Source organism: Alteromonas sp. ABD4_190 (assembly GCF_056160105.1).
Window position 1 is genome coordinate 3386684 of the sequence record NZ_JBSWWN010000001.1, and the last position, 24915, is coordinate 3411598.

General features: G+C 44.9%; 23 protein-coding genes. 13 read left to right on the top strand and 10 right to left on the bottom strand.

Going from position 1 to position 24915, the window contains the following annotated elements; all coding sequences use genetic code 11:
• Nucleotides 1-4: 4 nt before the first annotated feature.
• Complete coding sequence (locus ACXAFM_RS14800; RefSeq protein WP_474831345.1) at nucleotides 5-457, bottom strand: hypothetical protein; 453 nt, start codon at nucleotides 455-457, stop codon at nucleotides 5-7.
• Nucleotides 458-660: 203 nt separating this feature from the next.
• Between ACXAFM_RS14800 and ACXAFM_RS14805 the strand changes: the two genes are divergently transcribed.
• The gene (locus tag ACXAFM_RS14805) at nucleotides 661-1098 is read left to right on the top strand and encodes a DUF2177 family protein (RefSeq protein ID WP_474831344.1); all 438 of its coding nucleotides are present in this window, start codon (nucleotides 661-663) and stop codon (nucleotides 1096-1098) included.
• Here the strand turns inward: ACXAFM_RS14805 and ACXAFM_RS14810 are convergent.
• Both ACXAFM_RS14810 and ACXAFM_RS14815 read right to left on the bottom strand, forming a co-directional pair.
• Complete coding sequence (locus ACXAFM_RS14810; RefSeq protein ID WP_474831343.1) at nucleotides 1076-2230, bottom strand: fatty acid desaturase family protein; 1155 nt, start codon at nucleotides 2228-2230, stop codon at nucleotides 1076-1078. The genes ACXAFM_RS14805 and ACXAFM_RS14810 overlap by 23 nt on opposite strands.
• Nucleotides 2227-3285: a flavin reductase family protein gene (locus ACXAFM_RS14815; RefSeq protein WP_474831342.1), complete on the bottom strand. Its 1059-nt coding sequence runs from the start codon at nucleotides 3283-3285 to the stop codon at nucleotides 2227-2229. Before ACXAFM_RS14815 ends, ACXAFM_RS14810 begins: the two co-directional genes overlap by 4 nt.
• Before the next feature lie 289 nt (nucleotides 3286-3574).
• Between ACXAFM_RS14815 and ACXAFM_RS14820 the strand changes: the two genes are divergently transcribed.
• A complete protein-coding gene (locus tag ACXAFM_RS14820) occupies nucleotides 3575-4660 on the top strand; it encodes an alkene reductase (RefSeq protein WP_474831341.1) in 1086 nt (361 codons plus the stop codon).
• Nucleotides 4661-4842: 182 nt separating this feature from the next.
• Here ACXAFM_RS14820 and ACXAFM_RS14825 read toward each other — a convergent pair whose 3' ends face one another.
• Complete coding sequence (locus tag ACXAFM_RS14825) at nucleotides 4843-5061, bottom strand: hypothetical protein (RefSeq protein WP_474831340.1); 219 nt, start codon at nucleotides 5059-5061, stop codon at nucleotides 4843-4845.
• A 336-nt stretch (nucleotides 5062-5397) separates the two neighbouring features.
• Here ACXAFM_RS14825 and prfB point away from each other — a divergent pair.
• Nucleotides 5398-6496, top strand: a protein-coding gene (gene prfB / locus ACXAFM_RS14830; RefSeq protein WP_474808039.1) for a peptide chain release factor 2 whose coding sequence is annotated in 2 segments (ribosomal slippage) — nucleotides 5398-5472 and nucleotides 5474-6496 — 1098 coding nt in all. Because the reading frame shifts where the segments join, the coding sequence is not laid out codon by codon here.
• A 23-nt stretch (nucleotides 6497-6519) separates the two neighbouring features.
• Nucleotides 6520-8082, top strand: a complete 1563-nt coding sequence (gene lysS / locus ACXAFM_RS14835; protein WP_474831339.1) for a lysine--tRNA ligase — start codon at nucleotides 6520-6522, stop codon at nucleotides 8080-8082.
• A gap of 46 nt (nucleotides 8083-8128) precedes the next feature.
• Here lysS and ACXAFM_RS14840 read toward each other — a convergent pair whose 3' ends face one another.
• The 3 genes from ACXAFM_RS14840 to ACXAFM_RS14850 form a co-directional block, all read right to left on the bottom strand.
• Nucleotides 8129-9085, bottom strand: coding sequence for a ketopantoate reductase family protein (locus tag ACXAFM_RS14840; protein WP_474831338.1), 957 nt, complete (start codon nucleotides 9083-9085; stop codon nucleotides 8129-8131).
• 78 nt (nucleotides 9086-9163) lie between these two features.
• Nucleotides 9164-9931 carry a pseudouridine synthase gene (locus ACXAFM_RS14845; protein ID WP_474831337.1) on the bottom strand — a complete coding sequence of 256 codons (768 nt, stop codon included), beginning with the start codon at nucleotides 9929-9931 and terminating at the stop codon, nucleotides 9164-9166.
• Nucleotides 9931-10491, bottom strand: coding sequence for an Hpt domain-containing protein (locus tag ACXAFM_RS14850; RefSeq protein ID WP_474808031.1), 561 nt, complete (start codon nucleotides 10489-10491; stop codon nucleotides 9931-9933). Before ACXAFM_RS14850 ends, ACXAFM_RS14845 begins: the two co-directional genes overlap by 1 nt.
• Nucleotides 10492-10827: 336 nt before the next feature.
• On the opposite strand from ACXAFM_RS14850, the gene ACXAFM_RS14855 reads away from it, so the two are divergent.
• The 6 genes from ACXAFM_RS14855 (at nucleotide 10828) to ACXAFM_RS14880 (ending at nucleotide 17802) form a co-directional block, all read left to right on the top strand.
• Nucleotides 10828-13698 carry a M16 family metallopeptidase gene (locus ACXAFM_RS14855; RefSeq protein ID WP_474831336.1) on the top strand — a complete coding sequence of 957 codons (2871 nt, stop codon included), beginning with the start codon at nucleotides 10828-10830 and terminating at the stop codon, nucleotides 13696-13698.
• Nucleotides 13699-13772: 74 nt separating this feature from the next.
• Nucleotides 13773-15371, top strand: a complete 1599-nt coding sequence (gshA, locus tag ACXAFM_RS14860; protein ID WP_474835066.1) for a glutamate--cysteine ligase — start codon at nucleotides 13773-13775, stop codon at nucleotides 15369-15371.
• A 67-nt stretch (nucleotides 15372-15438) separates the two neighbouring features.
• Nucleotides 15439-16077: a transglycosylase SLT domain-containing protein gene (locus tag ACXAFM_RS14865; protein ID WP_474831334.1), complete on the top strand. Its 639-nt coding sequence runs from the start codon at nucleotides 15439-15441 to the stop codon at nucleotides 16075-16077.
• Between the two features lie 397 nt (nucleotides 16078-16474).
• A complete protein-coding gene (locus tag ACXAFM_RS14870; protein WP_474831333.1) occupies nucleotides 16475-16933 on the top strand; it encodes a hypothetical protein in 459 nt (152 codons plus the stop codon).
• Nucleotides 16934-17068: 135 nt separating this feature from the next.
• Nucleotides 17069-17488 carry a hypothetical protein gene (locus ACXAFM_RS14875; protein WP_474831332.1) on the top strand — a complete coding sequence of 140 codons (420 nt, stop codon included), beginning with the start codon at nucleotides 17069-17071 and terminating at the stop codon, nucleotides 17486-17488.
• A 188-nt stretch (nucleotides 17489-17676) separates the two neighbouring features.
• Nucleotides 17677-17802, top strand: coding sequence for a hypothetical protein (locus ACXAFM_RS14880; RefSeq protein WP_474831331.1), 126 nt, complete (start codon nucleotides 17677-17679; stop codon nucleotides 17800-17802).
• A 21-nt stretch (nucleotides 17803-17823) separates the two neighbouring features.
• Here the strand turns inward: ACXAFM_RS14880 and smrB are convergent, their stop codons facing one another.
• Nucleotides 17824-18474 (bottom strand): endonuclease SmrB, encoded by a 651-nt coding sequence (gene smrB / locus ACXAFM_RS14885; RefSeq protein ID WP_474831330.1) that lies wholly within the window; start codon nucleotides 18472-18474, stop codon nucleotides 17824-17826.
• A gap of 152 nt (nucleotides 18475-18626) precedes the next feature.
• Between smrB and prmB the strand changes: the two genes are divergently transcribed.
• The 3 genes from prmB to ACXAFM_RS14900 all read left to right on the top strand — a co-directional run bounded on the left by prmB (nucleotide 18627) and on the right by ACXAFM_RS14900 (nucleotide 22037).
• Nucleotides 18627-19562, top strand: coding sequence for a 50S ribosomal protein L3 N(5)-glutamine methyltransferase (prmB, locus tag ACXAFM_RS14890; protein ID WP_474831676.1), 936 nt, complete (start codon nucleotides 18627-18629; stop codon nucleotides 19560-19562).
• Between the two features lie 9 nt (nucleotides 19563-19571).
• Complete coding sequence (gene aroC, locus ACXAFM_RS14895; protein WP_039222880.1) at nucleotides 19572-20669, top strand: chorismate synthase; 1098 nt, start codon at nucleotides 19572-19574, stop codon at nucleotides 20667-20669.
• 150 nt (nucleotides 20670-20819) lie between these two features.
• Entirely contained in the window at nucleotides 20820-22037 is a 1218-nt protein-coding gene (locus ACXAFM_RS14900) for an MFS transporter (protein WP_474831329.1), read from the top strand.
• Between the two features lie 28 nt (nucleotides 22038-22065).
• On the opposite strand, the gene ACXAFM_RS14905 is transcribed toward ACXAFM_RS14900, so the two are convergent.
• Together ACXAFM_RS14905 and ACXAFM_RS14910 are read right to left on the bottom strand one after the other, a co-directional pair.
• Nucleotides 22066-23613 carry a SpoVR family protein gene (locus tag ACXAFM_RS14905; protein ID WP_474831328.1) on the bottom strand — a complete coding sequence of 516 codons (1548 nt, stop codon included), beginning with the start codon at nucleotides 23611-23613 and terminating at the stop codon, nucleotides 22066-22068.
• A 1-nt stretch (nucleotide 23614) separates the two neighbouring features.
• Complete coding sequence (locus ACXAFM_RS14910) at nucleotides 23615-24901, bottom strand: YeaH/YhbH family protein (protein ID WP_474831327.1); 1287 nt, start codon at nucleotides 24899-24901, stop codon at nucleotides 23615-23617.
• Between the last annotated feature and the right edge of the window lie 14 nt (nucleotides 24902-24915).

Here is a 24915-nt window from a genome sequence, read left to right on the forward strand (position 1 = left end):
TGCGTTAATTAACGTTCGGGAAGTCGAGTCTGTCCAGTTCACTCGCCGTCTCATTACATTCGCCTAATAGGTGCAGCCTATCTTCGGTTTGATGTGTATCGATTTCTATATAGCCGGTTTGGCAATAACCTGTTTCATCCAATTTCTCATCAAGAGAGGCATAGAGTTGCTCAGTCATTCTATCGCTGCTATCTGACGAATTTTGTGATGAGCCTCCTCGGTTTTCCTGTCCTCCACGGCCACCGCCACCTTCAACCCCTTGACCACGGTCGCCTCTGCCGCCACCTTTAGCGCCTTCTCGCGGTTTCATTAATGGAATGCTAAACGCGAAGAGCTTGGTACCGTCCTGCTTGATTTTCGTTTCAAAAAATATTTCATCCATGTCTAAAGGTGGTGGCCTATGAGCACACGCACTGACAATTAACGAAGTCGTTATGACTAATAGTGTTTTTTTCATTTTATTTTACGCTTATTTGAACCACGTCACTTTGAGGCTCAAAGGTCTTTTAAGTTGCAGTTGCCAGTGTAAGTTTTAAGTAAAGTGATCACGCGCAGTAAAAAGGTTTACCGTTTTCCCAATGCGCTAATTGTGCAACACTTACGTATTCATATTTTAAATAACTTATATCAGCAATTTACTTATTTACAGGGATAGGTTTCATGCTTTCCAACATCATTCGCTTTGCGAAAAACATCATCGTGTCGTTAATTGCTATCTTTGTGTGCTTTGGCGTACTTGATTTCTTGTGGCTTGGTGTTATTGCGGATAACTGGTATCAAAGTGAAATGGCCCCCTTGCTTAGAAATCAATTTATCACGTGGCCTTGGGTAGTGTTCTACTTGATGTATGGATGTGTAGTGTTTGTTCTTGCTGTGGTGGCGAACAGAGATAAGTCGTTACTTTATGCGGGAATTGATGGCGCGCTTTTAGGGTTAGCTAGTTATGGCGCATACAACTTAACGGCATACAGCATTATTGAAGGTTTTACATTGTTCATCATGCTGGTTGATTGGGCGTGGGGAACGTGCCTAACCAGCGCGAGCGCTATGACCGGCTGGTTAGGGTTTCAGTTTGTTAAGGGAAAGAGTAGCGAATAATACGCTTTAATACGCTACCGTACTGTTTTAAAAATCCGCCAGTGTTGTAGTGCATGCCGTGTTCTTTGAATACGGCTTCTACCTTGGGGGCCATTTCTCTATAGCGCCTAGCAGGAATATCTGGGAACAAATGGTGCTCAATCTGAAAGCTTAAATGCCCAGTAAGCACGTGAAACAAGTTGCCGCCTTTGATGTTCGAAGAGCCCAGCGCTTGTCGGTAGTACCATTGCCCTCGGGTTTCATTAACACAATCTTCCTCTTTGAATGTTTCTACATCGCCAGTGAAATGACCACAGAAGATGATAGTCGATGTCCACAAATTACGCAGTAAGTTGGCAACAAGGTTGCCTGCAAGTACCCATAAAAATAGGGGGCCAGCTATCAGAGGAAATAGCACATAGTCTTTTACTAATTGACGTGCGCCCTTGCTAAAAAAGCGCTTCTTTAGTTCACTATGAGTAACCTGATTCTTGCGGTTGTCCTTCTTTTTTCCAAAAAAGACCCGCTCAGCGGCCATTTCGTGATACGACACACCCCACTGAAATAAAACACTAAGTACGATGTAAGTCGCGAACTGCCATAGGTTTTTTACACGCCATCCAAAATCGTTAGACAGGCGAAGCAAACCGTAGCCAAAGTCTCTATCTTTGCCAATAATGTTGGTATAGGTGTGATGTTCGTAATTATGAACGCGATTCCAGCTTGCGCCATCACAGGCAATATCCCACTCATAACCTTTCGAATTAATGTGTTTGTCGTTCATCCAATCGTACTGGCCATGCATCACGTTGTGGCCTATCTCCATATTATCGAGAATTTTTGCAGTAGCTAAACTCAATACGCCGGCAACCCAGAGCAGCGGCTGAATGAACCCCAACATTAAAAGTATCCGTCCGCTCCACTCGCAAATTCGCTGAACAAGAATTATACGTCGGATATAGGCCGCATCTTCAGCACCCACTTTTCGTTTAATGTCAGCTTTAATTTCATCAAGCTGAGCGGCAAGTAACTCGTAGTTCGGTTTCTCTTTAGTGCTCGTTGACGGAATTGCTTTGGTTCCACTTATCGGAGCATGCGCTTGTTCGATGGCTTCTTCACGGTGTTGGTTGTCTATTGCAACACTGGTGTTCATAGTTGAATCTCCAAATCAGTTACGGCTTGTGATACACACAGCTGAATAAGTTGCTCTGCGCTATCTGAAAGCTCACCCGTGCGGGTATCTCTCACTACGCCCCGTTTTTTCACACATTGACATTGATGACAAATTCCCATGCCACAGCCATAGGTCACAGGTTGTTCTGCTTGTTGAAGCTGTGAAAGCAGGGTTTGCTGATTGTCGATAGCCAAAGATTGGCCGTTGTGAATTAAAGAGAAGGTTTCGCTTTCGGTAAGGCTTGTGTTGCTCACCACAGGAAGCGCAGCGAAATGTTCGCTTGAAACAGGTACGTTGATCGTTTTTGCATAACTTTCAACTTGCTCGAACATGGCACGTGGACCACACACTAACCAGTGTGCATTGGCAAAGTTACACAAATGCGCTTCTACGTCTCCGTCTTTTTGCTTGCTCAAAATATCATAGGTGAAGTACTCACAGCGCTGACTGAACGCTGATAATTCACTGAGTAATACATGCTCGCCTGGCTTAGCAAAATAAAGTAAGTGTACCGGTGTATGGTTTAGCTGCGCGTTGTTGACGGCATCGTCAAGTATGGCAATGAAAGGAGTTATACCCGAGCCGCCCGCAATCATAAGTAGAGACCTTTCTGTCTTAGGCCATACAAACTCTCCCATGGGGGCTGAAATATTTACCCATTGATTAGGCACACAGGTATGTAGGTAAGGTGTTAGCGCGCCTTGGGCTTTTACCTTAGTCACCAAGCGGATCTGCTTGTCTCTTTGGTGGGTATTAGCACCACTTGCTATGGTAAATACGCGGGTGGTGAGCCTGCCATTAAGCTCTATAGTCAACGCGATATGCTGCCCTGCGGAATGCGTTGGCCACGAACTATCCGGCTCAAGTAGCACCTCGAGTATATCCGAGCTTAAGTTTTTTACTGTTACAACTCTGGCTCTAAAATACCCATCGCGCCATGCGGGTTTAATTTGCTGCATCAGTACTTCCCAATAGCCCTTCCAAGAGCCGTGGTGGAATATGCGATCAGTAAATTTATCTAGTAATTGTCTCAATGTAGAAATCACACCTGTATTTCGTCGGAATATCTTAAATACAAAAAGGATGAAAATATTCTAGCTTACACTTGTACGCTAGTTCAGCGAACAAGTGTAAGCTTAATTTTTTCTGCGTCAAGAGGAGATGCATGAAATTTGGGATAACGTCGTCGAAATGTACCGGTACTTTTGTGAAAAATGCAAAAGTGCTTTGTAAAAAGTACGGGTTCTAACAAAGCTAATGGGCCTCATATATAGGGATACATAAGATGAAATTGCAAAAGTGAAAAACTTAAAGGACCCCATTATGAAATTATTTGAAACCGTATCGCTGGCTGGAAAAACGCTTAAGAACCGCGTTGTTATGCCACCGATGACCCGTTCCCGTTCAACCCAGCCCGGCGATGTGCCCAATGCCTTAATGGCTGAATACTACGCTCAGCGCGCAAGTGCAGGGCTAATCGTAAGCGAAGGCACACAAATTTCTGCGCTAGGTAAGGGATATGCTTGGACGCCAGGTATCTATACCAAGGCGCAAATTGAAGGCTGGAAACTGGTAACAGATAAAGTGCATGAAGCGGGCGGTGTGATGTTCGCACAACTTTGGCACGTGGGTCGTGTTTCTCATCCATCAAATACCGAAGGGCAGCAGCCTATCAGTGCATCTGCAATTCAAGCCGATGGAGTAAAAGTATTCGTGGATGAAGGCGGCAACCCTGGCTTTGTTGAGTCGGTCATGCCAAGAGAAATGACTATTGACGATATAAAAGCGGTGGTTGAAGAATACCGAGTTGCTGCGAGAAACGCGGTTGATGCCGGGTTTGATGGTATTGAGCTGCATTCGGCTAATGGTTACTTGCTTAACCAGTTTATTGATTCTCAGAGTAATGCAAGAACTGATGAATACGGCGGAGGTGTACAGAACCGTATTCGATTCTTGAAAGAAGTGGTGCAGGCTGTGTCTGAGGAAATTGGCGCTGATAAAGTAGGTGTACGTCTAGCGCCCCTAACAACATTAAACGGGACGGTCGACAACAATCCGGAAGAGACCTATCTTGCTAGTGCTTCTATGCTAAACAGCTTTAATGTTGGCTATTTGCACATTGCAGAGGCCGACTGGGACGATGCACCGCAAATGCCGATATCCTTCAAGCAGGCTATTCGCAAAGCATTCAGCGGTATATTGATTTATGCTGGAAAGTACGACAAGGCGCGTGCCGAAAGTGCGCTGTCAGCAGGTTGGGCAGATATGATTGGTTTTGGCCGTCCTTTCGTAGCAAACCCTGATTTACCCTATCGATTAGAGAACAATCTACCGTTAAACACACATAATCCCGACACCTTGTTCGGTGGCGGTGAGAAAGGCTATACGGATTATACGTTGGCTAAATAGCCGTAAATGTAGAGGTGAGCACTGCTGCGCATGAAGGCAGTAGATTCTTTTATGCGCTCTGAAACTTACCTATACGCACTGCAGTTTACTACTGAGAATACGTAAGCATGTATGGTTAATTACGTTGGGCAGATTGCAGTGCGCTTGGAAGATCATAATGTGCTCTCAATATCGCAACGCGATTAGACGTTGCGGTTTCGAAATAGCCAAGCGGCGATACCACTTCCAGCTATTACTATTGAGGCGATCAGCCATAGTTTTGAAACAGGATTACCGTTAGGGCACTGTAGCGCCATGGTTGCGCCGGCTAGATTTTGACAGTCAACAAGTTGGCCTAATGCCAATACTAAGAGACCAAGCAGTACTCCGATAACAGCATAAGACAAATTATTTAACGACATACCTTTCCTATTACTTTTCCATTTATCGCTTATAACGACTTTACGGTTTGCACTGCACACTTCAACAAGGCGTGAATGTGCTAAACCAGTGCATCAAATTTAGATGCCAAGAAGCGTTGGGTGCTACATAAGTTTAATCTTATGGGCTTTGAACGTATTACCAATGCCTACTGTAAGCCGTTTAACGGTAATATTATTCAATTCACCTTAAGCGACTAAAAAACGTTCGCTAGCGTGTGCAAAAACTGGGTCGCAATATTTGCGCCAACCCCTATCAAAATTTCTTCAAATTCGGTACTATCCGCGGTCTTAAATTTATAACGAAATAAGCGGACTATGTTTGAAATAAACCCCGTTACTAATGCGATAAAAGATATCCGCGAGCGCACCGAAGCGCTTAGGGGGTATCTTTGACTTTGATGCAAAGTCAGAGCGTTTAGAAGAAGTTAGCCGAGAGCTAGAAAGTCCTGATGTTTGGAACGAGCCAGACAGGGCGCAGGCACTTGGCAAGGAAAAAGTGGCCCTTGAGCAAATCGTTGAAACGATCCATAAGCTCGATCAGGGAACTGAAGACGTTGAAGGTCTTGTTGAATTGGCCGTTGAAGCCGAAGATGAAGATACTTTCAACGAGGCCCAAAGTGAACTTGAAGGCTTAATTGAGCAGCTAGAAGTGCTTGAGTTTCGCCGTATGTTCTCTGGTCCAAATGATGAAAACGACTGCTACATTGATATTCAGTCGGGCTCTGGTGGTACAGAAGCGCAAGATTGGGCAAATATGCTGCTTCGCATGTATTTGCGTTGGGGGGAAGCCCACGGTTTTAAAACTGAACTCATTGAAGTATCAGACGGTGATGTAGCCGGGATCAAAAGCGCTACTTTGCGAATTCAGGGCGAATATGCATTCGGTTGGCTACGTACAGAAACCGGCGTGCACCGTTTGGTTCGTAAGTCACCGTTTGACTCGGGTAACCGCCGTCATACATCATTTTCATCAGCGTTTGTATACCCAGAAATTGACGACGATATTGATATAGATATTAACCCGTCTGACTTACGTATAGACACCTATCGCGCATCGGGTGCGGGTGGTCAGCACGTAAACAGAACGGACTCTGCGGTACGTATTACTCACGAACCAACGGGTATTGTGGTGCAGTGTCAAAATGACCGCTCGCAGCACAAAAACAAAGATCAGGCGATGAAGCAGTTAAAAGCTAAACTTTACGAGTTTGAACTGCAAAAACAAAACGCTGAAAAACAAGCGATGGAAGACAGCAAGTCTGATATCGGCTGGGGGAGTCAAATACGCTCTTACGTACTTGACGACTCTCGCATTAAAGACTTGCGCACTGGCGTGGAAACACGTAACACTCAAGCCGTGCTAGATGGCGACTTGGACAAATTTATTGAAGCCAGCCTGAAATCCGGGCTGTAAACCGAACAACGAAGTGAAAGGTTATGACTGACCAACAAACAGACGATAACAAATTGATTGCAGAGCGCCGTGCTAAGCTAAGCGCTATTCGCGAGCAGTGCCGTGCGAACGGTTTCCCAAACAGCTTCCGTCGCGAAAACTATGCGGATGAGCTTCAAGCTAAGTTCGGTGAATTCGACAAAGAAACGCTACAAGAGCAGGGTAATAAAGTAAGCATCGCTGGCCGTATTATGGCAAAGCGTGGTCCTTTCATGCTGCTTCAAGACATGACTGGCCGTATACAAGCTTACGCTGATAAAGACACGCAAAAAGCCCTTAAAGCCAAATACGGTGCACTGGATATTGGTGACATCATTGGCGTAGCTGGTGACCTGCATAAGTCAGGTAAAGGCGACCTATACGTGAATATGGAGCAATACGAGTTGCTAACTAAAGCACTTCGTCCATTGCCAGAAAAATTTCACGGTTTGAGTGATCAGGAAACGAAGTATCGTCAGCGCTACGTTGACTTGATCACAAGCGAACAAACGCGCAAAACCTTCATGATCCGAAGCAAGATCGTAAACGGTATTCGCAATTATCTTACCGAGCGAGACTACCTTGAAGTAGAAACGCCAATGCTACAGGTTATTCCTGGTGGTGCGACTGCTAAGCCGTTTGTAACTCACCACAATGCGCTAGACATCGATATGTACCTGCGTATCGCGCCAGAGTTATACCTTAAGCGCTTAGTGGTTGGTGGTTTTGAGCGTGTGTTCGAAATCAACCGTAACTTCCGTAATGAAGGTCTATCAACACGTCACAACCCAGAATTCACTATGCTTGAGTTCTACCAAGCGTATGCAGACTATAACGACCTGATGAACCTTACAGAAGATATGCTGCGCACCTTGGCAGAAGATATTCTTGGAACAAGCATCATCAAAAACACAACCAAAGACGCTGAAGGTAACGTAACGTCTGAAATTGAATACGATTTTGGTAAGCCGTTTGACCGCTTAAGCATGGGCGAAGCTATTCTTAAGTATTGGCCAGAAGCTAACGAGGAAGCTATCCGCGATCCAGAGGCGAACCTTGACGCGCTTAAAGCGATGGCGAAACAGCTTCACATCAAAGAGCCTGAAGTTGACGGTATTTGGGGTGCAGGTAAGTATCTTTGCGAAATCTTCGAAGCAACCGCTGAAGAAAAGCTTGAGCAGCCTACGTTTATTACAGAATACCCGTGGGAAGTATCGCCGCTTGCGCGCCGTAACGACAACAACCCATTCATTACCGACCGTTTCGAGTTCTTCGTAGGTGGACGTGAGTTGGCAAACGGCTTTAGCGAGTTGAACGACCCAGAAGACCAAGCAGAGCGTTTTGCAAAGCAGGTTGAAGAGAAAGATGCTGGTGACGATGAAGCCATGCACTTTGACGACGATTACATCCGCGCCCTTGAATACGGCTTACCGCCAACAGCGGGTGAAGGCATTGGTATTGACCGTCTAGCTATGCTATTTACTGATAGCTCAACAATTAAAGACGTTATCTTGTTCCCACACATGAAGCCTCAGGCGCCAAAAGACGCCCAAGAAGCGGGTGAGTAAGAATAATCTTACGCCTTAAATAAAGTGAGTTTAGTGCTTGGCGCTGTTAAAGCTTCAGCGCCTTAACACGCTCTACTAAAAGGGTATTCTCGGGAACGGGAATACCCTTTTTTGTTGCCATATCTACAATGTAACCGTTGATGGCGTCTATTTCTGTTTGTCTACCGTGAGCAACATCCTGATGCATACTTGAGTAGTTTTCTCCGGTCGCCTTGGCTACAGACAGCACATTTTCATGAACTGACAGTGCATCAAAATCTAGCCCATAAGCATCCGCTACCTGAGCAAACTCATTGCAAATTGAAATACGGCTTTGTTCAAATTCAGGCTTAGCAATGTGCTTATTTTGGATATTGTGAAGCGCCGTTAATGGGTTAATCACGGCATTAACCGACAGCTTCGTCCACAACGCTTTTAGGATATTACTTTGGTATTGCACAGGAGGGAGTGCGTCATGTAACGTGGCAATCGCGTTAGCAAGCTGGGGCTTTTTTTGTGAGAGGGCTGAAAGCGTGTCAGGTGGTGGACTGTCACATGAAGGCGCGTAAATTTGGGGCGCGCCAATTTGGGTTGAGCCAACCCCAGTATACTGCACATAAACATCACCCGCTGAAGCTTTTACTTTTAACGCGCCATGACTGGTTGTAGAAAGAAGCAACGGATAATCGTCGCCTAGTAAATCTCTTGCGATCTCAAGTCCGCCCATACCGTTGTGAAGCAGCACAACGGTAGGTTGTTGTGTGAGATAGGGAAGCCATTGCAATAGGGCTGCTTTAAGTTGATATACTTTCAAGGGGATTATCAGCACATCACTTTTAGGTAACACGATAGGTGAAGGCTTCGCAGGTTTTAGCGCAGTGGTTTGGCCGTTTTGCCAGTGTGCGCAAGAGGACATGGTTTTCATGTCTCTGGGGTAGCAGTCATACGGCACGCCATTTTTCTGGGAGCTCGCAGCAATGAGGCTTCCTATGGCACCGCCGCCGACTATATGTAGTTTACCCATTAGCATCTATTAAACATTCAAAGTAGTTTCTATTTTATCATGATTATTGGCACCTATTAGGCATGTAGCGCATTTTCCCTAGCGCACCGGCATAAAGCGTGCGGGCATAAAGCGCGTGGGCAGAGAAGGCCACGGATAAGTTTCTGGCGTATTAAGCCCGTTGTACCAAGTTTGCACATCGGCTTCGTTGATTACTTCACCTGTATCGAAAGGTGCAGTAACCGCTAATTCACCAGAAGACAAAGGAAGGTGCAAATGCCATGCATGAAGATACAGCCTGTCTGATGCCTCACCCCCATAAAGTGTATCACCGAGAATTGGTGCGCCAATGCTTTTAAGCGCCACACGGATTTGATGAGTTTTCCCCGAGTGAGGCTTTACGATAAAGCCTCGTGTGCCGGGTTTAGCTGCGCTACTAAAAAACTGAGTTATCGCTGGGCTTTCCTGAGTTTTAAGCAAAATGCGCTGGCCGCCGCGACGATTTTTCATATCGCCGATTATCGTGCCCTGTTTCTTTTTAGGTTTGTTATCGCTTAAGGCTAGGTAGTATTTGCTCACCCGTCTTGATGAAAAAAGCTCGCCGATTTCTGCCGCCACCGTGGCATTTTTAGCCAGACATAAACAACCTGAGGTACCGGTGTCTAAACGGTGGCAAAGGTGCAATTCTTTAACGGCGAGCTGCTTTTTTAAAACAGTAACAATGCCGTCTACCTTTCCTGCTTTAATTCCTTTAGTTATATCTTGTTCTACGCCAGCGTCATTACCAGCGTCATGCATGGCAACGCCAACAGGCTTATTAACGACAATAAGCTCAGCGTTTTCAAAGAGGATAGGGATGTGCAGCACTAGCTATTTTCTAACTCTTCGATAGCTTCTTCATAATCTAGCTCGTCAACCGCATCGATAATAGCCGTGCGTTTTTCTTGCGGTAAGGCAAGGGCGTCTAGCCATTCGTCTAGTTTATCCTGTGCAATAAACTCACTGGCTTTAAGTGCGGCCAATAATTGCTTTCGAGCTTGCTCAGCGGCAGCGCCGTTTGCAGGGGCAGAAGCGGTAACTTCTGGCTCTTTGATGAGCGCATCTACCGTGGTAATAGTCTCATTTAGCACAGCGACAAACGCTGGGTATTCATCAGCTACTTGTCTGTCATTTCGAAAGCTGGCTTCAACCGGCTTGCTTGCGTTGTGAAGCGCAAACATACCAAGATTTCCTGTCACTCCCTTAAGGGTATGAACAAGTGAATAAGCCTCAGTGAAGTCACCCTTTGCTATATGCGCTTGTAAGTCAGCATCAAGAGAACGGTATTCGTCCGTGAACTTACCTAGTAGGGTGAACAACAGTTTTTTGTTACCACTTAACTGTGACATTCCGAAGTCTATATCAAGTACTGTTGTTGACTGATCCATACATCTATCCTTTTATTTCGCAACTTCTTTCCGGACAATTTCTAGTCCGAACGCAAACCATTTGTCAGTTCATTCGTACCACTTAACGAATTCAACTGGCTAAAGCCTTTATTACTAGAGACTATGAAGTGTAAGTGTATTTCAGAAATACACAAATTAATACAATCATAGCAAAGTCGAAGCAAGTAAAGCGTTAAAAAGTCTGGTAGTCTTCGAAAATTCGCTCGCACTTTTGAAATCGCAACTTCATTCTTGACCGTAAAGTTAAGTGGTTACGTCAAAGTGTAGCTAGAGTGAAGGCGAGTGAAAACATGTAGTAATTGAAAAGGAATCATCATGTCAGGAAAACTGACCCTTCGTACCCTCTTTATGGCCATAGGCGTCATTGCAGTATCAGCGTGTCAGCACGTGCAGGAAGAACAGGCGAATAGTAATTCAGATACCGCCGTAATCACATCAAATAGCGTGTCTATTCCTCATGAGAAATATACGCTTAGTAACGGGTTGACCGTCATCCTTCACGAAGACCATTCTGATCCGCTGGTTCACGTCGATGTTACCTATCACGTCGGTTCGGCACGAGAAGAAATTGGCAAATCTGGCTTTGCCCACTTTTTCGAACACATGATGTTTCAAGGCTCAAAACACGTTGCTGATGAGCAGCATTTTAAAGTTATTACAGAATCTGGCGGTAATTTAAACGGCACGACTAATACCGATCGCACTAACTACTTCGAAACTGTGCCGGCAAACCAGTTAGAAAAAGTGTTATGGCTTGAGTCTGACAGAATGGGCTACTTGCTAGAAGCTGTAGACCAAACCAAGTTTGAAAATCAAAGAGAAACGGTTAAAAATGAACGCGCACAACGGGTAGACAATCAGCCTTACGGGTTGCGTTTTGAGCTTAATGGCGAAGCGCTATACCCTGAAGGTCACCCCTATTCGTGGATGACCATTGGTTATGTAGAAGACTTAGATCGGGTAGACGTAAACGACCTGAAAGCCTTCTTTAAGCGCTGGTATGGCCCTAACAACGCTGTACTTACCATCGGTGGCGATATCGATGTAGCTAAAACTAAAGCTTGGGTGAAGAAGTACTTCGGCGAAATACCAGCAGGCCCCGCAGTAGAAGAGCCTGAGCCGCAGCCGGTGACGTTATACGAAACCCGTTATGTCACCCTTGAAGATAAGGTTCACCTTCCACTTCTTCAAATAACCTATCCAACAGTATACGGTCGCCACGAAGATGAAGCGCCGCTAGATGTTTTAGCCGATATTTTAGGTGGTGGTAAAACGTCATTGTTTTATAAAAACTTAGTAAAAGAGGGTATGGCAGTGCAGGCCGTGGTGTCTCATCCTTGCCGTGAACTCGCCTGTGAATTTCAGCTACTTGCCTTGGCTAATCCAGCAAAAATTACCTCGCTCTCAACACTTCAAAATGTGCTGAGTGAAACCCTTAAAGAGTTCGAAACAAGAGGTGTCACCGCCGATGATTTAGCGCGCACAAAAGGTAAAATTGAAGCGCGTACGGTGTTTGGCTTACAAAGTGTGTCTGGCAAAGTGTCAGCCCTTGCTGCTAACGAAACCTTCTATCAAACGCCCGATTTAATAGCCGAGGATATCGAGCGCTATAACGCGGTAACGGCTGAAGACATCATGCGTGTTTACAACAAGTATATTAAAGATGCCAACAGCGTAGTACTAAGTGTGGTACCAAAGGGGCAGGTGCAACTTGCTGCGGCCGAGCAGAACTTTGAGCGCCCGGTAAGAAATATTGAGATAGAAACCGCAGAGGTTACAGATGAGGAAGCCTTTACCAGCGCAGCATCAAGTTTCGATAGAAGCGAAATGCCAAAGGCTGGTGAGGCTCCGGTTGTAGAAGTCCCTGATTATTGGGAAGCTGAACTAGCTAATGGTATAGAAATGCTTGGCGTTACCAGTACTGAGACACCAACGGTAACGTTAACCCTAGGCATGGATGGTGGCATGTTGCTAGACCCTGAAGGTAAAGCTGGGACGGCTTATCTGACCGCTTTGCTTATGAACGAAACTACAAAAAATTACAGTAACGAAGAATTGGCTAACGAGCTTGCTAAGCTGGGAAGTGCTATCCGTTTCAGCACCGCTGGTAGGTACTCGCAAGTCTATGTATCAACATTAACTAAGCATTTAGATGAAACCTTAGCACTGCTAAAAGAAAAGTTGTTCAACCCCGCGTTTACGCAAGAAGACTTCAACCGCATGAAAGAGCGTGTTGTGCAGGGGTTACAGCAGCAAGCCAAAACGCCTTCAAGCCTGGCGCGTCGTGCACGAGATCTCATCTTGTTTGGGGAAGAAAATCGTGTAAGCCTGCCTGACGAAGGTACTTTAGAATCAGTACAAAACATCACGTTAGAAGACATTAAAGCGTTTTACGCCAATTATTACTCACCTGATAAAGCGAGTATTGTTGTTGTCGGTAACTTACCGAAAGAGGCTATGGTAAATACTTTAGATTTCATCGGTAAGTGGCAAGGTAAAACCTATGAGTTCGCTGATTATAGCGACTTTCCTAAGTATGAAGAAAATCAGATATTCTTGATAGATAGCCCTGAAGCGGTGCAGTCAGTGGTATATCTGGTCGATCGAAGTCTACCTTTTGATGCAACAGGCGATCACTTTAAGTCTCGTCTTATGAACTTCCCATTAGGGGGGGCATTTAATAGCCGTATAAATCTTAACTTGCGAGAAGATAAAGGCTTCACCTATGGAGCAAATAGCGGCTTTGTGGGTGGTAAAACACTTGGATGGTTTGAAGCAAGTACCGACTTAACCGCTGCTAATACAGGTGAAGGCATTTCTGAAATTCTTAAAGAGATTAATCGCTACCGCACCGAGGGCGTGAATGAAGAAGAAATAGCCTTTATGCGCAATGCCTTTACGCTAAGCGATGCGTTAGAATTTGAAACACCTGCTAGCAAAGCACGCTTCCTAAGACAGCTGCTTAGTTACGATCTGGAGAAAGGCTATCGTGAAGAGCAGCTTACTATTATCAACAATATTGATAAGGAAACGATGGATGCGTTAGCGAAGCAATATTTGAATCTCGATAAGATGCAAATTATTGTAGTAGGTGATAAAACTAAAATTTTGCCTCAGTTAAACGCGCTATCGATGCCAATTATCGAATTATCAGTAGAGAGTAATACCCGAGAAACGTTAAACTGATAGATTGATTTTTGTTGAATTTACACTATTGCCCCCCATAAAAGGGGGCAATATTGACATAACGGACCACCATTTTGACTGTAGACTCATCCCGTTTTGAAGCGCGCATCGCTGCGCTTAAGTCACCCGAGTTCCTATCTGCGCTTAAAGACATAAAGCGCGGAGTAGAGCGCGAGGCCCTTCGTATAAACCCGAACGGTACGTTGGCGCAAACGCCTCATCCTAAACCTCTGGGCTCTGCACTGACTCACGATTCAATAACTACAGACTTTTCTGAATCACTGCTTGAGTTCATTACACCGCCAGAGAATAGCGCAGCCAAAACCATCAATCAGTTAAAAGATATCCATAAATTCGTTATCGATAACATTGGTGACGAGCAGATATGGCCACTAAGCATGCCGTGTTTCATCGAAGATGAAGCCGACATTCCTATCGCTTACTTTGGTGAATCAAATGTAGGGAAAATGAAACGGGTGTACCGTATTGGCCTTAAAAACCGTTATGGCAGTATGATGCAGGCTATTGCTGGCGTTCATTTTAACTTTTCTCTACCTGATAGCTTTTGGAAACTATGGGCTGAACTGAATGGTAAAGAACATTCGCAAGACCAGATTTCAGCGGATTATTTTGGGTTAATTCGCAACTATCGCCGTCTATGTTGGCTCATTCCTTATCTCTACGGCGCGTCTCCAGCACTTTGTGGTTCATTCCTAAAAGGTAAAAAGCACGCTTTACCATTTAAGAAAGTAGGTAAAGGTACGGTGTACATGCCTTATGCCACGTGCCTTAGAATGAGTGACTTGGGCTATACCAGTGCAGAGCAGTCTTCGCTTAAAATCTGTTACAACCAGCTCGATAACTACGTCAAACTACTGCGTGATGCTATGAATACGCCTTCTACGCGCTTCAGCCAATTTGCTGCTGGGGATGAGGGTAATTATCAGCAACTTAGCCGCAATATCATTCAGATTGAAAATGAACTCTACTCGCCTATACGACCAAAGCAGCCTACCAAGTCAATGGAAAAGCCAACAGACGCCTTGGTTCGCCGCGGTATCAATTACATTGAAGTACGTGCGCTAGACGTTAATCCGTTTTCCGCAGTGGGTATTTCACAGACCCAGTTTGATTTCTTAGATGTATTTTTAGTTGCGTGTTTACTAATGCCAAGTGCTGAACTTGATGAAACACAGCTTAACGAAGCGAAAGAAAACATGAATCGAGTAGTACTAGAAGGGAGAAACCCAGACCTAGTGCTACAAAATGGTGGCGTGGATATCACGTTACCTCAATGGTGTACTTCGCTGTTTGAGTATTTCAAGCAGGCCGCTGAATTACTTGATATGGCTAACGATACTTCTCGCTACGGTGAAGCAGTAAAAACTGAGTTTGCCAAAGTACAAGACCCTGAGTTAACGCCGTCAGGCAAACTGCTTTCTATGCTTTTAGAAGACGACAAAGACAATGGGGTGCTAGGGTTAGAACTTGCACAAGCTTATCAATCTGAGATGAAGTCTTTTGAATACACGGATACGGATGCTGCTGGATTTGCTGCCCAAGCTGACGTGTCGTTTGCTGCTCAAAAAGAAATAGAAGCGGCTGACGTGAAAGACTTCGATACATTCATACGTGATTATTTCGCTGAAGCCCCAGCAAAAAAAAATGCCTGACATAGGTCAGGCATTAAAAGGTTCCAGGGAAACACACATTTTACTAGAACATTAGTTAAGACAAGCTATGAACCAAAAGTTCAGAAAACTGGTTGTTTTTTTATCAACTCTCATCGTTCTTTTTCCGCTGTTTATCGCTGGGTGCGCAACTACGCCTCCTAAAGACATCAGTAATTTGTGCGAAATATTCTACGAAAAGGACGATTGGTATGATGCAGCTGCTGACGCCAGAGATAAGTGGGGCGTGCCAATTCACGTGCCTATGGCTATGATGTATCAAGAAAGCTCTTTCCGTCACGATGCACTACCACCTCGCGATTATGTGTTCTTCGGGCTTATTCCTTGGGGGCGTGTCAGTTCGGCGTATGGTTACTCACAGGCTAAAACGCCTACGTGGGCAGACTACATGCGCGAGACTGATAATAGTGGTGCGGATAGGGATGATTTTGAAGATGCCATCGACTTTATGGGGTGGTTCATCTATAAATCGCAAAAAGTGAACGGTATTTCTAAGTGGGATGCTTACGCGCAATACCTAAACTATCACGAAGGATGGGGCGGCTATAAGCGCAGAAGCTATGACAGAAAACCTTGGCTTAAGAAAGTGGCGTCAAAAGTAAAAGCCCGTTCTTTACGTTACGCGACACAACTGAAAACCTGCGAAGAGGATCTTCAAAAAGGTTGGTTTATGAAGCTGTTTAGCTAGCTTTTAAAAAGCGAATATTTATTTAGTATTTAAGACGCGACTTTTAAGTCGCGTTTTTTATGCCAGTAAGAGACTGAGTATCGAGAAGTAGTGAATGAAAACAACTCGGCAATAGTCATTGTGGCAGATGAAAAAATGAGGGATAGACGGGCGTCTATCCCTCAGCGACGCTAAGCCAAGACCGTTTTTTACCCAACGTCGAACAGGCATTTACAAGATAGTGTAAATGATAATGATTTGCAATAGCCTTTTGATGTTATTTTAATATTCTTTAAATATCGATGTTTTCGTCATTCTTTTTGGATTTTGGTTTGTAGGCGAAATTTAGATTGTTGAATTATACTTCAATGTGACTTTTTTTTTTAAACAGGTAAAAGCGAGCAGCGGTAGCAATTTTATGGAAAGTGAAAAATTTGGCGCACACGGCGATGTTAAAGCTCACTTCGTAGAGGACAGACGGATACTAACCATCGATCTCAACGGCCCTTTCAATTTAGAGTTTATCCGCAAATATCAACGTGTGGTGGGCGCAGAAAGAAGAAAGATTAATGTTCCTCGTTGGGCAAGCCTAGTTAATATTTACGGCTTGGCGCTTGCGCCCCTAGAAGGTACAGCAGATGCGCAACTGATAGTAGAGGAAGCTGTGGACTCAGGGCTCGTTGCCACCGCTGTAGTACTTCATGAACCAGAGGGACTCGCACTGCAGCAAAAGTTTTGGTCTAGAATTTACGATGCATCCACAATACCGTTCCAGTTTTTTAGTGAAGCACCTAAAGCCTCAGAGTGGTTGAGCGAGAAAATTACTTCCCGCATGTGCGTGAAGGGCGTTTATCAAAACAACAACATTATTAGGTAAGGGACTCAAGGTACGAGCAGATTTAACTCATTCGTTTTAACGGTTCCTATCTTTGCAATCATTTCCTTTTCATTAAATGATCTAAGCATCACAACACTTCTTATCAATTCGATAAAGGCATAACAGGAGGTAGCCATGGTAGGAAGTCAGCATCAATATCGTTTTTTCAACGTCAATGATGTGCTATTTGATATCCCAAGCAGCGTATACGACGACAGAACAGTAGACGACTGGTTTGCGGCGATTGTTAAAGAAGGGAGAAAGAGAGAACATTGGGTAATATTCTCTATCCCCGATAAAAGTTTAACTGTCACCCACACCGCAGCAAAGCAACTCTGTAGACGATTGCCCTATCTAAAATCTTATGGCTGTCTTGGCTTTTTGCTTTTAGTGACACACACTAACGCAAAGATTTTTCAACACAGTTTAAAATCTACGCCTTCTAACTTTGACATGAAAGTGAGTGAGTCAATGGAAACACTTTGTAGGTCTGCTGAGCTGATGTTAGGAAGTGAAAACGAACTTAATATCTTTAATCGGTTTGGGTCGAGATAATGTGAAGCGCTCGGTATGCCTGCGCTCTAATTACCCTAACAAATATAAATGTTAAAATGACAAACTCAATTTGACCTAGATCAAGCATTCTAAAAGTTGCCGAAAGGCTAATTTTCACTATTGATCTAGATCACAATCGCTGACACCAGTCTCTTCTATTATGAACTTAGTTAAAGAGGAGACTTATTATGATGTGGACTATGATGAAAGACCCAGTAGTGTGGGGCTCACTATTAGGTATAGGTATTATTGTTGCGATGATGATGTACTACACCTATTTATTTATGCACAACAGTGCAGACGAGAATAAATAGACCGCACTACGCAGCATTGCCCTATCGTTTGTTGTTGTGAAGCGGTATCTCAATAAGCACTAGTAGTGCAGCTTGTCCGCCGTATTCGAGAGGGGCTTGATGGAAAGCACGTACGTGTGGATGCTGGACTAAGTAATGGGGTAGGGCAGCTTTTAACACGCCCTGCCCAAAACCGTGCATCACGCAAACACAATCAACCAGTTCTTTTCTTGCCGTGTGAATAAGCGCAGCAAGCTCTGCTTTTGCCATTTCTCGGGTTAACCCATGTAAATCCAGGGTCATTTCTGGTGAGTAATCGCCGCGACGCAACTGTTTCAAAATATGCGTAGGCTCACCTTCCTGGCAAAAGCGCACAGGGCCTTCTTGAGGTAGTGCTGCCTGGTACATGTCAGAAAAATTAAAACTAGCTGCCAGTTGTTTGCTGTGTTTTAGGTGCTTACCTTTTACCTGCTGCGACTTTTTAAATAATTCAACTTGCTTATCAGGCTCTACCTTATCTTGTGATATAGGTGTGACGCCCTGCATTGCATCTGCAAATGAAAAGGTGTCTTCCTCAGCATTCGTAGACGTCTTTCCATTACGCGCACCTTCCTTTATCGCCTTGTTTGTATGGCGATTGGGTTCAGAAAGTTGCTTCTTTAATGCTTTGAGTTCTTTTTTAAAGGTTTTCATCAACGCTAGCTTGGGTTAATACACTCGAGTTTAACGATTCAAAACGCCTAAATTATAACGAATAGAAAGATTCGGTACGTAGTTAATTATGTGAATCAGTATGAAGTTTGGGTATGATACCAGCTTTGAAATTTTTGATGTACCCAAACGCCATGACCGATAAGTTTTACCTTGAAGAAGCCATTGAAGATCTGCATACCCTGTTAGATATGACACGATGGGCAACCAGCCGTTTTAACGATGCGGCTTTGTACTTTGGTCATGGTACTGATAATGCGTGGGACGAAGCGACCAGCCTCGTTATGCAGGCACTGCATTTACCTCATCCTATCTTAGAGCAGGCTGGCGAGAACATTCTTAGCTCACGCTTGACCAAAAGTGAACGTGAAAAAATTGCCGAGCTTGTTTTAAAGCGCGTACAAACTCGCATGCCGTTGCCTTATATTACAAATGAGGCCTGGTTTTGCGGTATGCCATTTTACGTGGATGAACGTGTGCTTATTCCACGTTCCCCATTTGCCGAGCTTATCCAAAACGAATTTGCGCCTTTTGTTGAGTCAACGCCAAATACTATTCTCGACATGTGCACAGGCGGTGCGTGTATCGCTATTGCACTTGCTCATGCATATCCTGATGCCCAGGTGGATGCCGTTGATATTAGTACGGATGCACTAGAGGTGGCCGACATCAATATTCAGGAACATGGTCTCAGTCATCGGGTTTATCCCATTCAGTCAGATTTGTTTTCTAGCCTAGAAGGGCAGAAATACGACCTTATCGTGTCTAACCCGCCTTATGTTGACGCGGAAGACATGGCTGACCTGCCAGAAGAGTATCATCACGAGCCTGAACTTGCGCTCGCCGCAGGCGACGACGGTTTAGACCTTGTGGACATTATGCTTAAAGATGCGCCAAATTACCTTAATGATGGCGGCTGGCTGTTCGTAGAAGTAGGCAACAGCGAAGTGCATATGAACGAAAGGTTCCCTGGCTTAGAAGTCATTTGGTTAGAGTTTGAAAATGGCGGTTCAGGTATTTTTGCCGTGCGCAAAGACACACTCGTACAGTATTTTAGTAGTAAGGATTAATAGTTAATTATGTCAGGTAACAGCTTCGGAAAACTTTTCACTGTAACCACGTTTGGTGAAAGCCACGGCATTGCAATTGGCGGTGTAGTAGACGGTTGTCCTCCAGGTCTTGAGATCACAGAAGAAGATCTTCAGGTTGATTTAGACAGGCGCAAACCAGGCACTTCGCGCTATACCACAGCGCGAAGAGAAGACGACGAAGTACAAATTCTATCTGGCGTATTTGAAGGCAAGACTACAGGCACTAGCATTGGTTTGTTGATTAAAAACAAAGACCAGCGAAGCCAAGATTACGGCAATATTAAAGACCGCTTCCGCCCAGGTCATGCTGACTATACCTATGATCAAAAATACGGTAGCCGTGACTATCGCGGTGGTGGACGTTCATCAGCCCGCGAAACAGCTATTCGCGTAGCCGCTGGCGGTATTGCGAAAAAGTACCTCAAAGAAGTGCACGGCATTGAAGTGTTAGGCTATTTGTCTCAGCTTGGCCCGGTAACGGTAGATAAAGTTGATCATAGTGTGACTAACACTAACCCGTTCTTCTGCCCAGATGAGTCTAAGTTAGATGCGCTGGACGAGTACATGCGAGACCTTAAAAAATCTGGTGACAGCATTGGCGCAAAAGTATCTGTGGTAGCGAAGAACGTGCCCGTTGGCCTTGGCGAGCCTGTCTTTGACAGGCTAGATGCTGAAATTGCTCACGCTATGATGGGCATCAACGCGGTGAAAGGCGTAGAAATTGGTGACGGTTTTGATGTAATCAACCAAAAAGGAAGTGAGCACCGCGATACATTGACTCCTGACGGCTTCACCTCTAATCATGCAGGTGGTGTACTGGGCGGCATTTCTACCGGCCAGGATATAGAAGTGCACATGGCACTTAAGCCGACCTCGAGCATTTCGGTACCGGGTAAAACTATCAATAAAGACAATGAAGAGATTGATATCGTCACCAAAGGACGTCACGACCCGTGCGTAGGTATTCGTGCTGTACCCATTGCTGAAGCCATGCTGGCACTGGTATTGATGGACCACTTGCTGCGCCACCGCGCGCAAAATGCCGGTGTGCTATCGACCACTAAGCCGATTGCTGGTCAGGCATAGGGTTTAAATCGAAACACCGCAATCTTAAAATCACCACATTCACGCGGTTTACAAATACGCGCAGCACTAAAAACATGCTGCGCCAATAAATTTTATTATTCGCCACTACCCGTTTTGCGCTAGTGGCGTTTTTGCATATGGAGATGTGAATTGTCATCTAATGGTCTAAACCACGCCAAAAGCGCTGAGCCAAGCACAAAAAGTAGCAAAGCTGCGCTCTTTATCCTTGCTGTTACCTACTGGCTTTACTTCGGGCAACTTGGCGTACTTGTTCCATACTTGGGGATCTTTCTCGATGGGCGGGGCTTTTCTTCTGCCGAAATTGGTGAGCTTTTTGCCGTCATTACCCTAGCGCGTATTTTAGGTCCTGGCTTGTGGGCAGGCGTTGCTGATAAAACAGGAAACGCTATAGGCGTCATGCGTTTAGGCTGCTTTCTTACCGTGCTGACTTTTAGTTCTGTCTTTTACTTCACCAGTTTCTGGGGGCTTACGCTGGCGTTCGGTCTTATGATGATGTTTTGGACAGCGGTATTGCCTCAGCTTGAAGTCATCACTATGAACACAGTGGCGAAAACCAAGGCTACCTATGGGCAAATAAGGCTATGGGGGAGCGTCGGATTTATTTTCTTGACGGTAGGAGTGGGTAAGGCCCTAGATATTTTTTCTACTGATACCCCTGTGCATGCCAGTGTTGGTGTACTAGCGCTTTTATTTATAAGTACCTTGTTTATACGCGCGCCGAAAGAAGCTGCGCCTGAATCGTCTACGGCGGGCAGTATTTGGAAGTACGCCAAACAAAAACCTTTTGCTATATTTATCTTCGCTTCAGCGTGCTTGCAAATTAGCTTTGGTGCGTATTACGGCTTTTTTGCCCTATATATGCGAGACCTTGATTACAGCGGACAACAAACCGGCATATTTATCGCGCTGGGGGTACTTGCTGAAGTGGGGATATTTCTGGTTGCCCGCAGGCTTATTAGTCAATTTGGCGTCTGGAATTTATTGTTTGTAAGTATCGCGCTCACAGGGCTACGTTGGTATGTGATGGCGGCATTTGCTGACAGCTTTATGGTGATCGTATTAAGCCAGCTTATTCATGCGTTAAGCTTTGGGTTAACCCATGCGGTATCGGTACACTTTATTCACCAGTTTTTACCTAAGGCGTATCACAGCCGAGGGCAAGCGGTGTACATTAGTGTCGCTTTTGGACTGGGTGGCGCATTGGGTAATTACATGGCGGGGCAGCAATGGCAACAGGGCACTAACGCCTATGAGACTTTCGTTACAGCAGCGGTGTTTGCCGCAATCGGCGCACTGTCATTACTATTGTGTTCACGAAAAGAAATGGAAAGCGCACAAGCAGCTTAATACCTTTTTCTGAGGGCGTACCGCAGGCCTATCCCTGCGGTGCGCGTTTACACTCCGATATCACTTCAACGCCACTATCCCCATTATCTTGCTCTAAACGCACGTCGAATTTCCATAGCCTGTGCAAGTGACGCATGACTTCATCTTTAGATTCACCAAGCGGTATACCGCGCTGTGGAATATAGCGCAGAGTCAATGACCGGTCCCCACGCACATCAACGTTGTGTACTTGAATGTTGGGCTCTAAGTTACTCAAATTGTATTGAGCAGAAAGCTTTTCTTTAATAATTTGATAACCCATTTCGTCATGAATAGCGCTTACCGCAATAAAAGGCTTGGTGGTGTCATCTTCAAGAGCGAATAATTTAAAATCTCGAATCACTTTTGGTGATAAAAACTGACTGATAAAGCTCTCGTCTTTAAAATTTTCCATAGCGAAATGCACGGTTTCCAGCCAGTCTTTACCTGCAATACTTGGCAAATATTTATAGTCTTCCTCAGTAGGCGACTGACATACCCGTTTAATATCCATGAACATGGAAAAGCCAAGAGCATACGGGTTTATGCCAGAATAATAAGGGCTGTTGTACTCGGGTTGCATCACGACACTTGAATGACTGTGCAAGAACTCCATCATAAAGCGGTCGCTAACTAAGCCCTCGTCATACATTTCATTGAGAATATGGTAATGCCAGAAACAAGCCCACCCTTCGTTCATCACTTGGGTTTGTTTCTGCGGATAAAAATACTGTGAGACTTTGCGTACAATACGCACAATCTCCCGCTGCCAGGGTTCAAGTAATGGAGCGTTTTTCTCAATAAAATAGAGCAGATTTTCCTGGGGCTCTTGTGGAAAACGAATTTTTTCTTTGTGCTTGCTGTGCGGGCTATCGGGCAAGGTGCGCCAAAGCTCATTCACTTGCGATTGAAGGTAGGCTTCCCGCTCTTCCTGCCTGTTCTTTTCTTCTTGTAGCGAAATCTTCTGCGGGCGTTTATATCGGTCAACGCCATAATTCATAAGCGCGTGGCATGAATCGAGCATGTTTTCGACCTCGTCATAACCGTACTTCTGTTCGCATTTAGCAATGTAGTTTTTAGCAAATACCAGGTAGTCGATGATAGAGCTGGCATCGGTCCAGGTTTTAAATAAGTAATTACCTTTGAAAAACGAATTGTGCCCGTAGCAGGCATGGGCTATCACCAGCGCTTGCATAGTAATGGTGTTTTCTTCCATTAAATACGCAATACAGGGGTCAGAGTTAATAACAATTTCGTAAGCCAAGCCCATTTGTCCGCGACGATATTGTTGCTCGGTTTGAATAAACTTTTTGCCAAAGCTCCAGTGCGTGTAATTAAGCGGCATACCTATGCTGGCGTAGGCATCCATCATTTGCTCTGCGGTAATGACTTCAATTTGATTAGGGTAGGTGTCTAGCTTAAACTTTTTAGCGATGCGATCGATGTGCTGCTCGTACTCTTCGATAAGCGGAAATGTCCAGTCGGGCCCATCGCTTAGCAAATGTCGTTTTGATGATTTAGCCTTGCTGTTTTCTGTTGCGATAGCGTCGGTTGTCATATTAGGCTCCTTGCTGCGCATCTTGCTCAGAGCGTTTGAATAGCTCTCTGAACACAGGATAGATGTCGGCCTGGGTTTGTATGTGCTTACATACAAAATTATCGTGAGTGGCGGCGACTTTCTCGTATTCACGCCACAAGCTTTGATGTTGCCTTTCTGTTATTTCGATATAGGCATAATAGCGGGTGGCCGGCAGCAGTTTTGTGGTAAGCAAATCGCGGCATTGTGGCGAATCGTCAGCCCAGTTATCGCCGTCAGACGCCTGTGCTGCATAGATATTCCAGTCTCCATCGCTATAGCGCTCACGCACTACTTCATCCATTAGTTTCAAGGCACTTGAAACAATGGTACCGCCAGTTTCTTGAGAATAGAAAAACTCCTGCTCGTCTACTTCTTTAGCCTGAGTGTGATGGCGAATGTATACCACGTCTACGTTTTCGTAAGTGCGACTTAAAAATAGATAAAGCAAAATATAGAAGCGTTTTGCCATTTCTTTAGTGGCTTGGTCCATAGAGCCAGACACATCCATTAAACAAAACATCACCGCTTTACTTGAAGGAAGCGGGCGCTTGTCGTAGTTTTTAAAGCGTAAATCAAACGTGTCGATAAAAGGCACTCGAGCTATTTTGGCTTTAAGTGCTTCAATTTCTTCTTTTAGTGCATTAATAGCCAGCGTATTGTCGTGCTTGTCTTCTACAAGCAGTACCAGTTTTTCTTCAAGCTCTTTGAGTTTCTTTCTATCACTTCCGCTTAGGGCAATACGCCTTGCTACAGAACCTTTGAGTGAGCGAACAATATCAAGGTTACTTGGTACGCCGTCGGTCTGATAACCTGCGCGGTAGGTTTCGAATTGGGTGACTTTGTCGAACTGATTTTTCTTTAAATTTGGAAGCGCTAAATCTTCAAATAGTAAGTCTAAATATTCGTCTTTGGATATTGAAAATACGAACTCGTCTTGCCCTTCACCCTCGTTGCTAGCGTCGCCTTCACCTGCGCCTTTACCGCCACCACCTGGCGGTCTGTCAATTTTATCTCCTGCAGTGAATTGGTCGTTGCCGGGGTGGACAATATCTCTACTGCCACCTCGTCCTGTATGAAAAATAGGTTCAGAAATATCTCTGGCTGGAATGCTAATTTGCTCGCCAGAATCTAAGTCGGTAACAGAACGTTTTCCCACAGCATCAGATACAGCACGCTTTATTTGCTGCTTGTAACGCTTGATAAAGCGCTGGCGGTTTACCGTACTCTTGCCTTTGCTGTTTAACCTTCGGTCTATGAAATGCGCCATACACACCTGCTTGA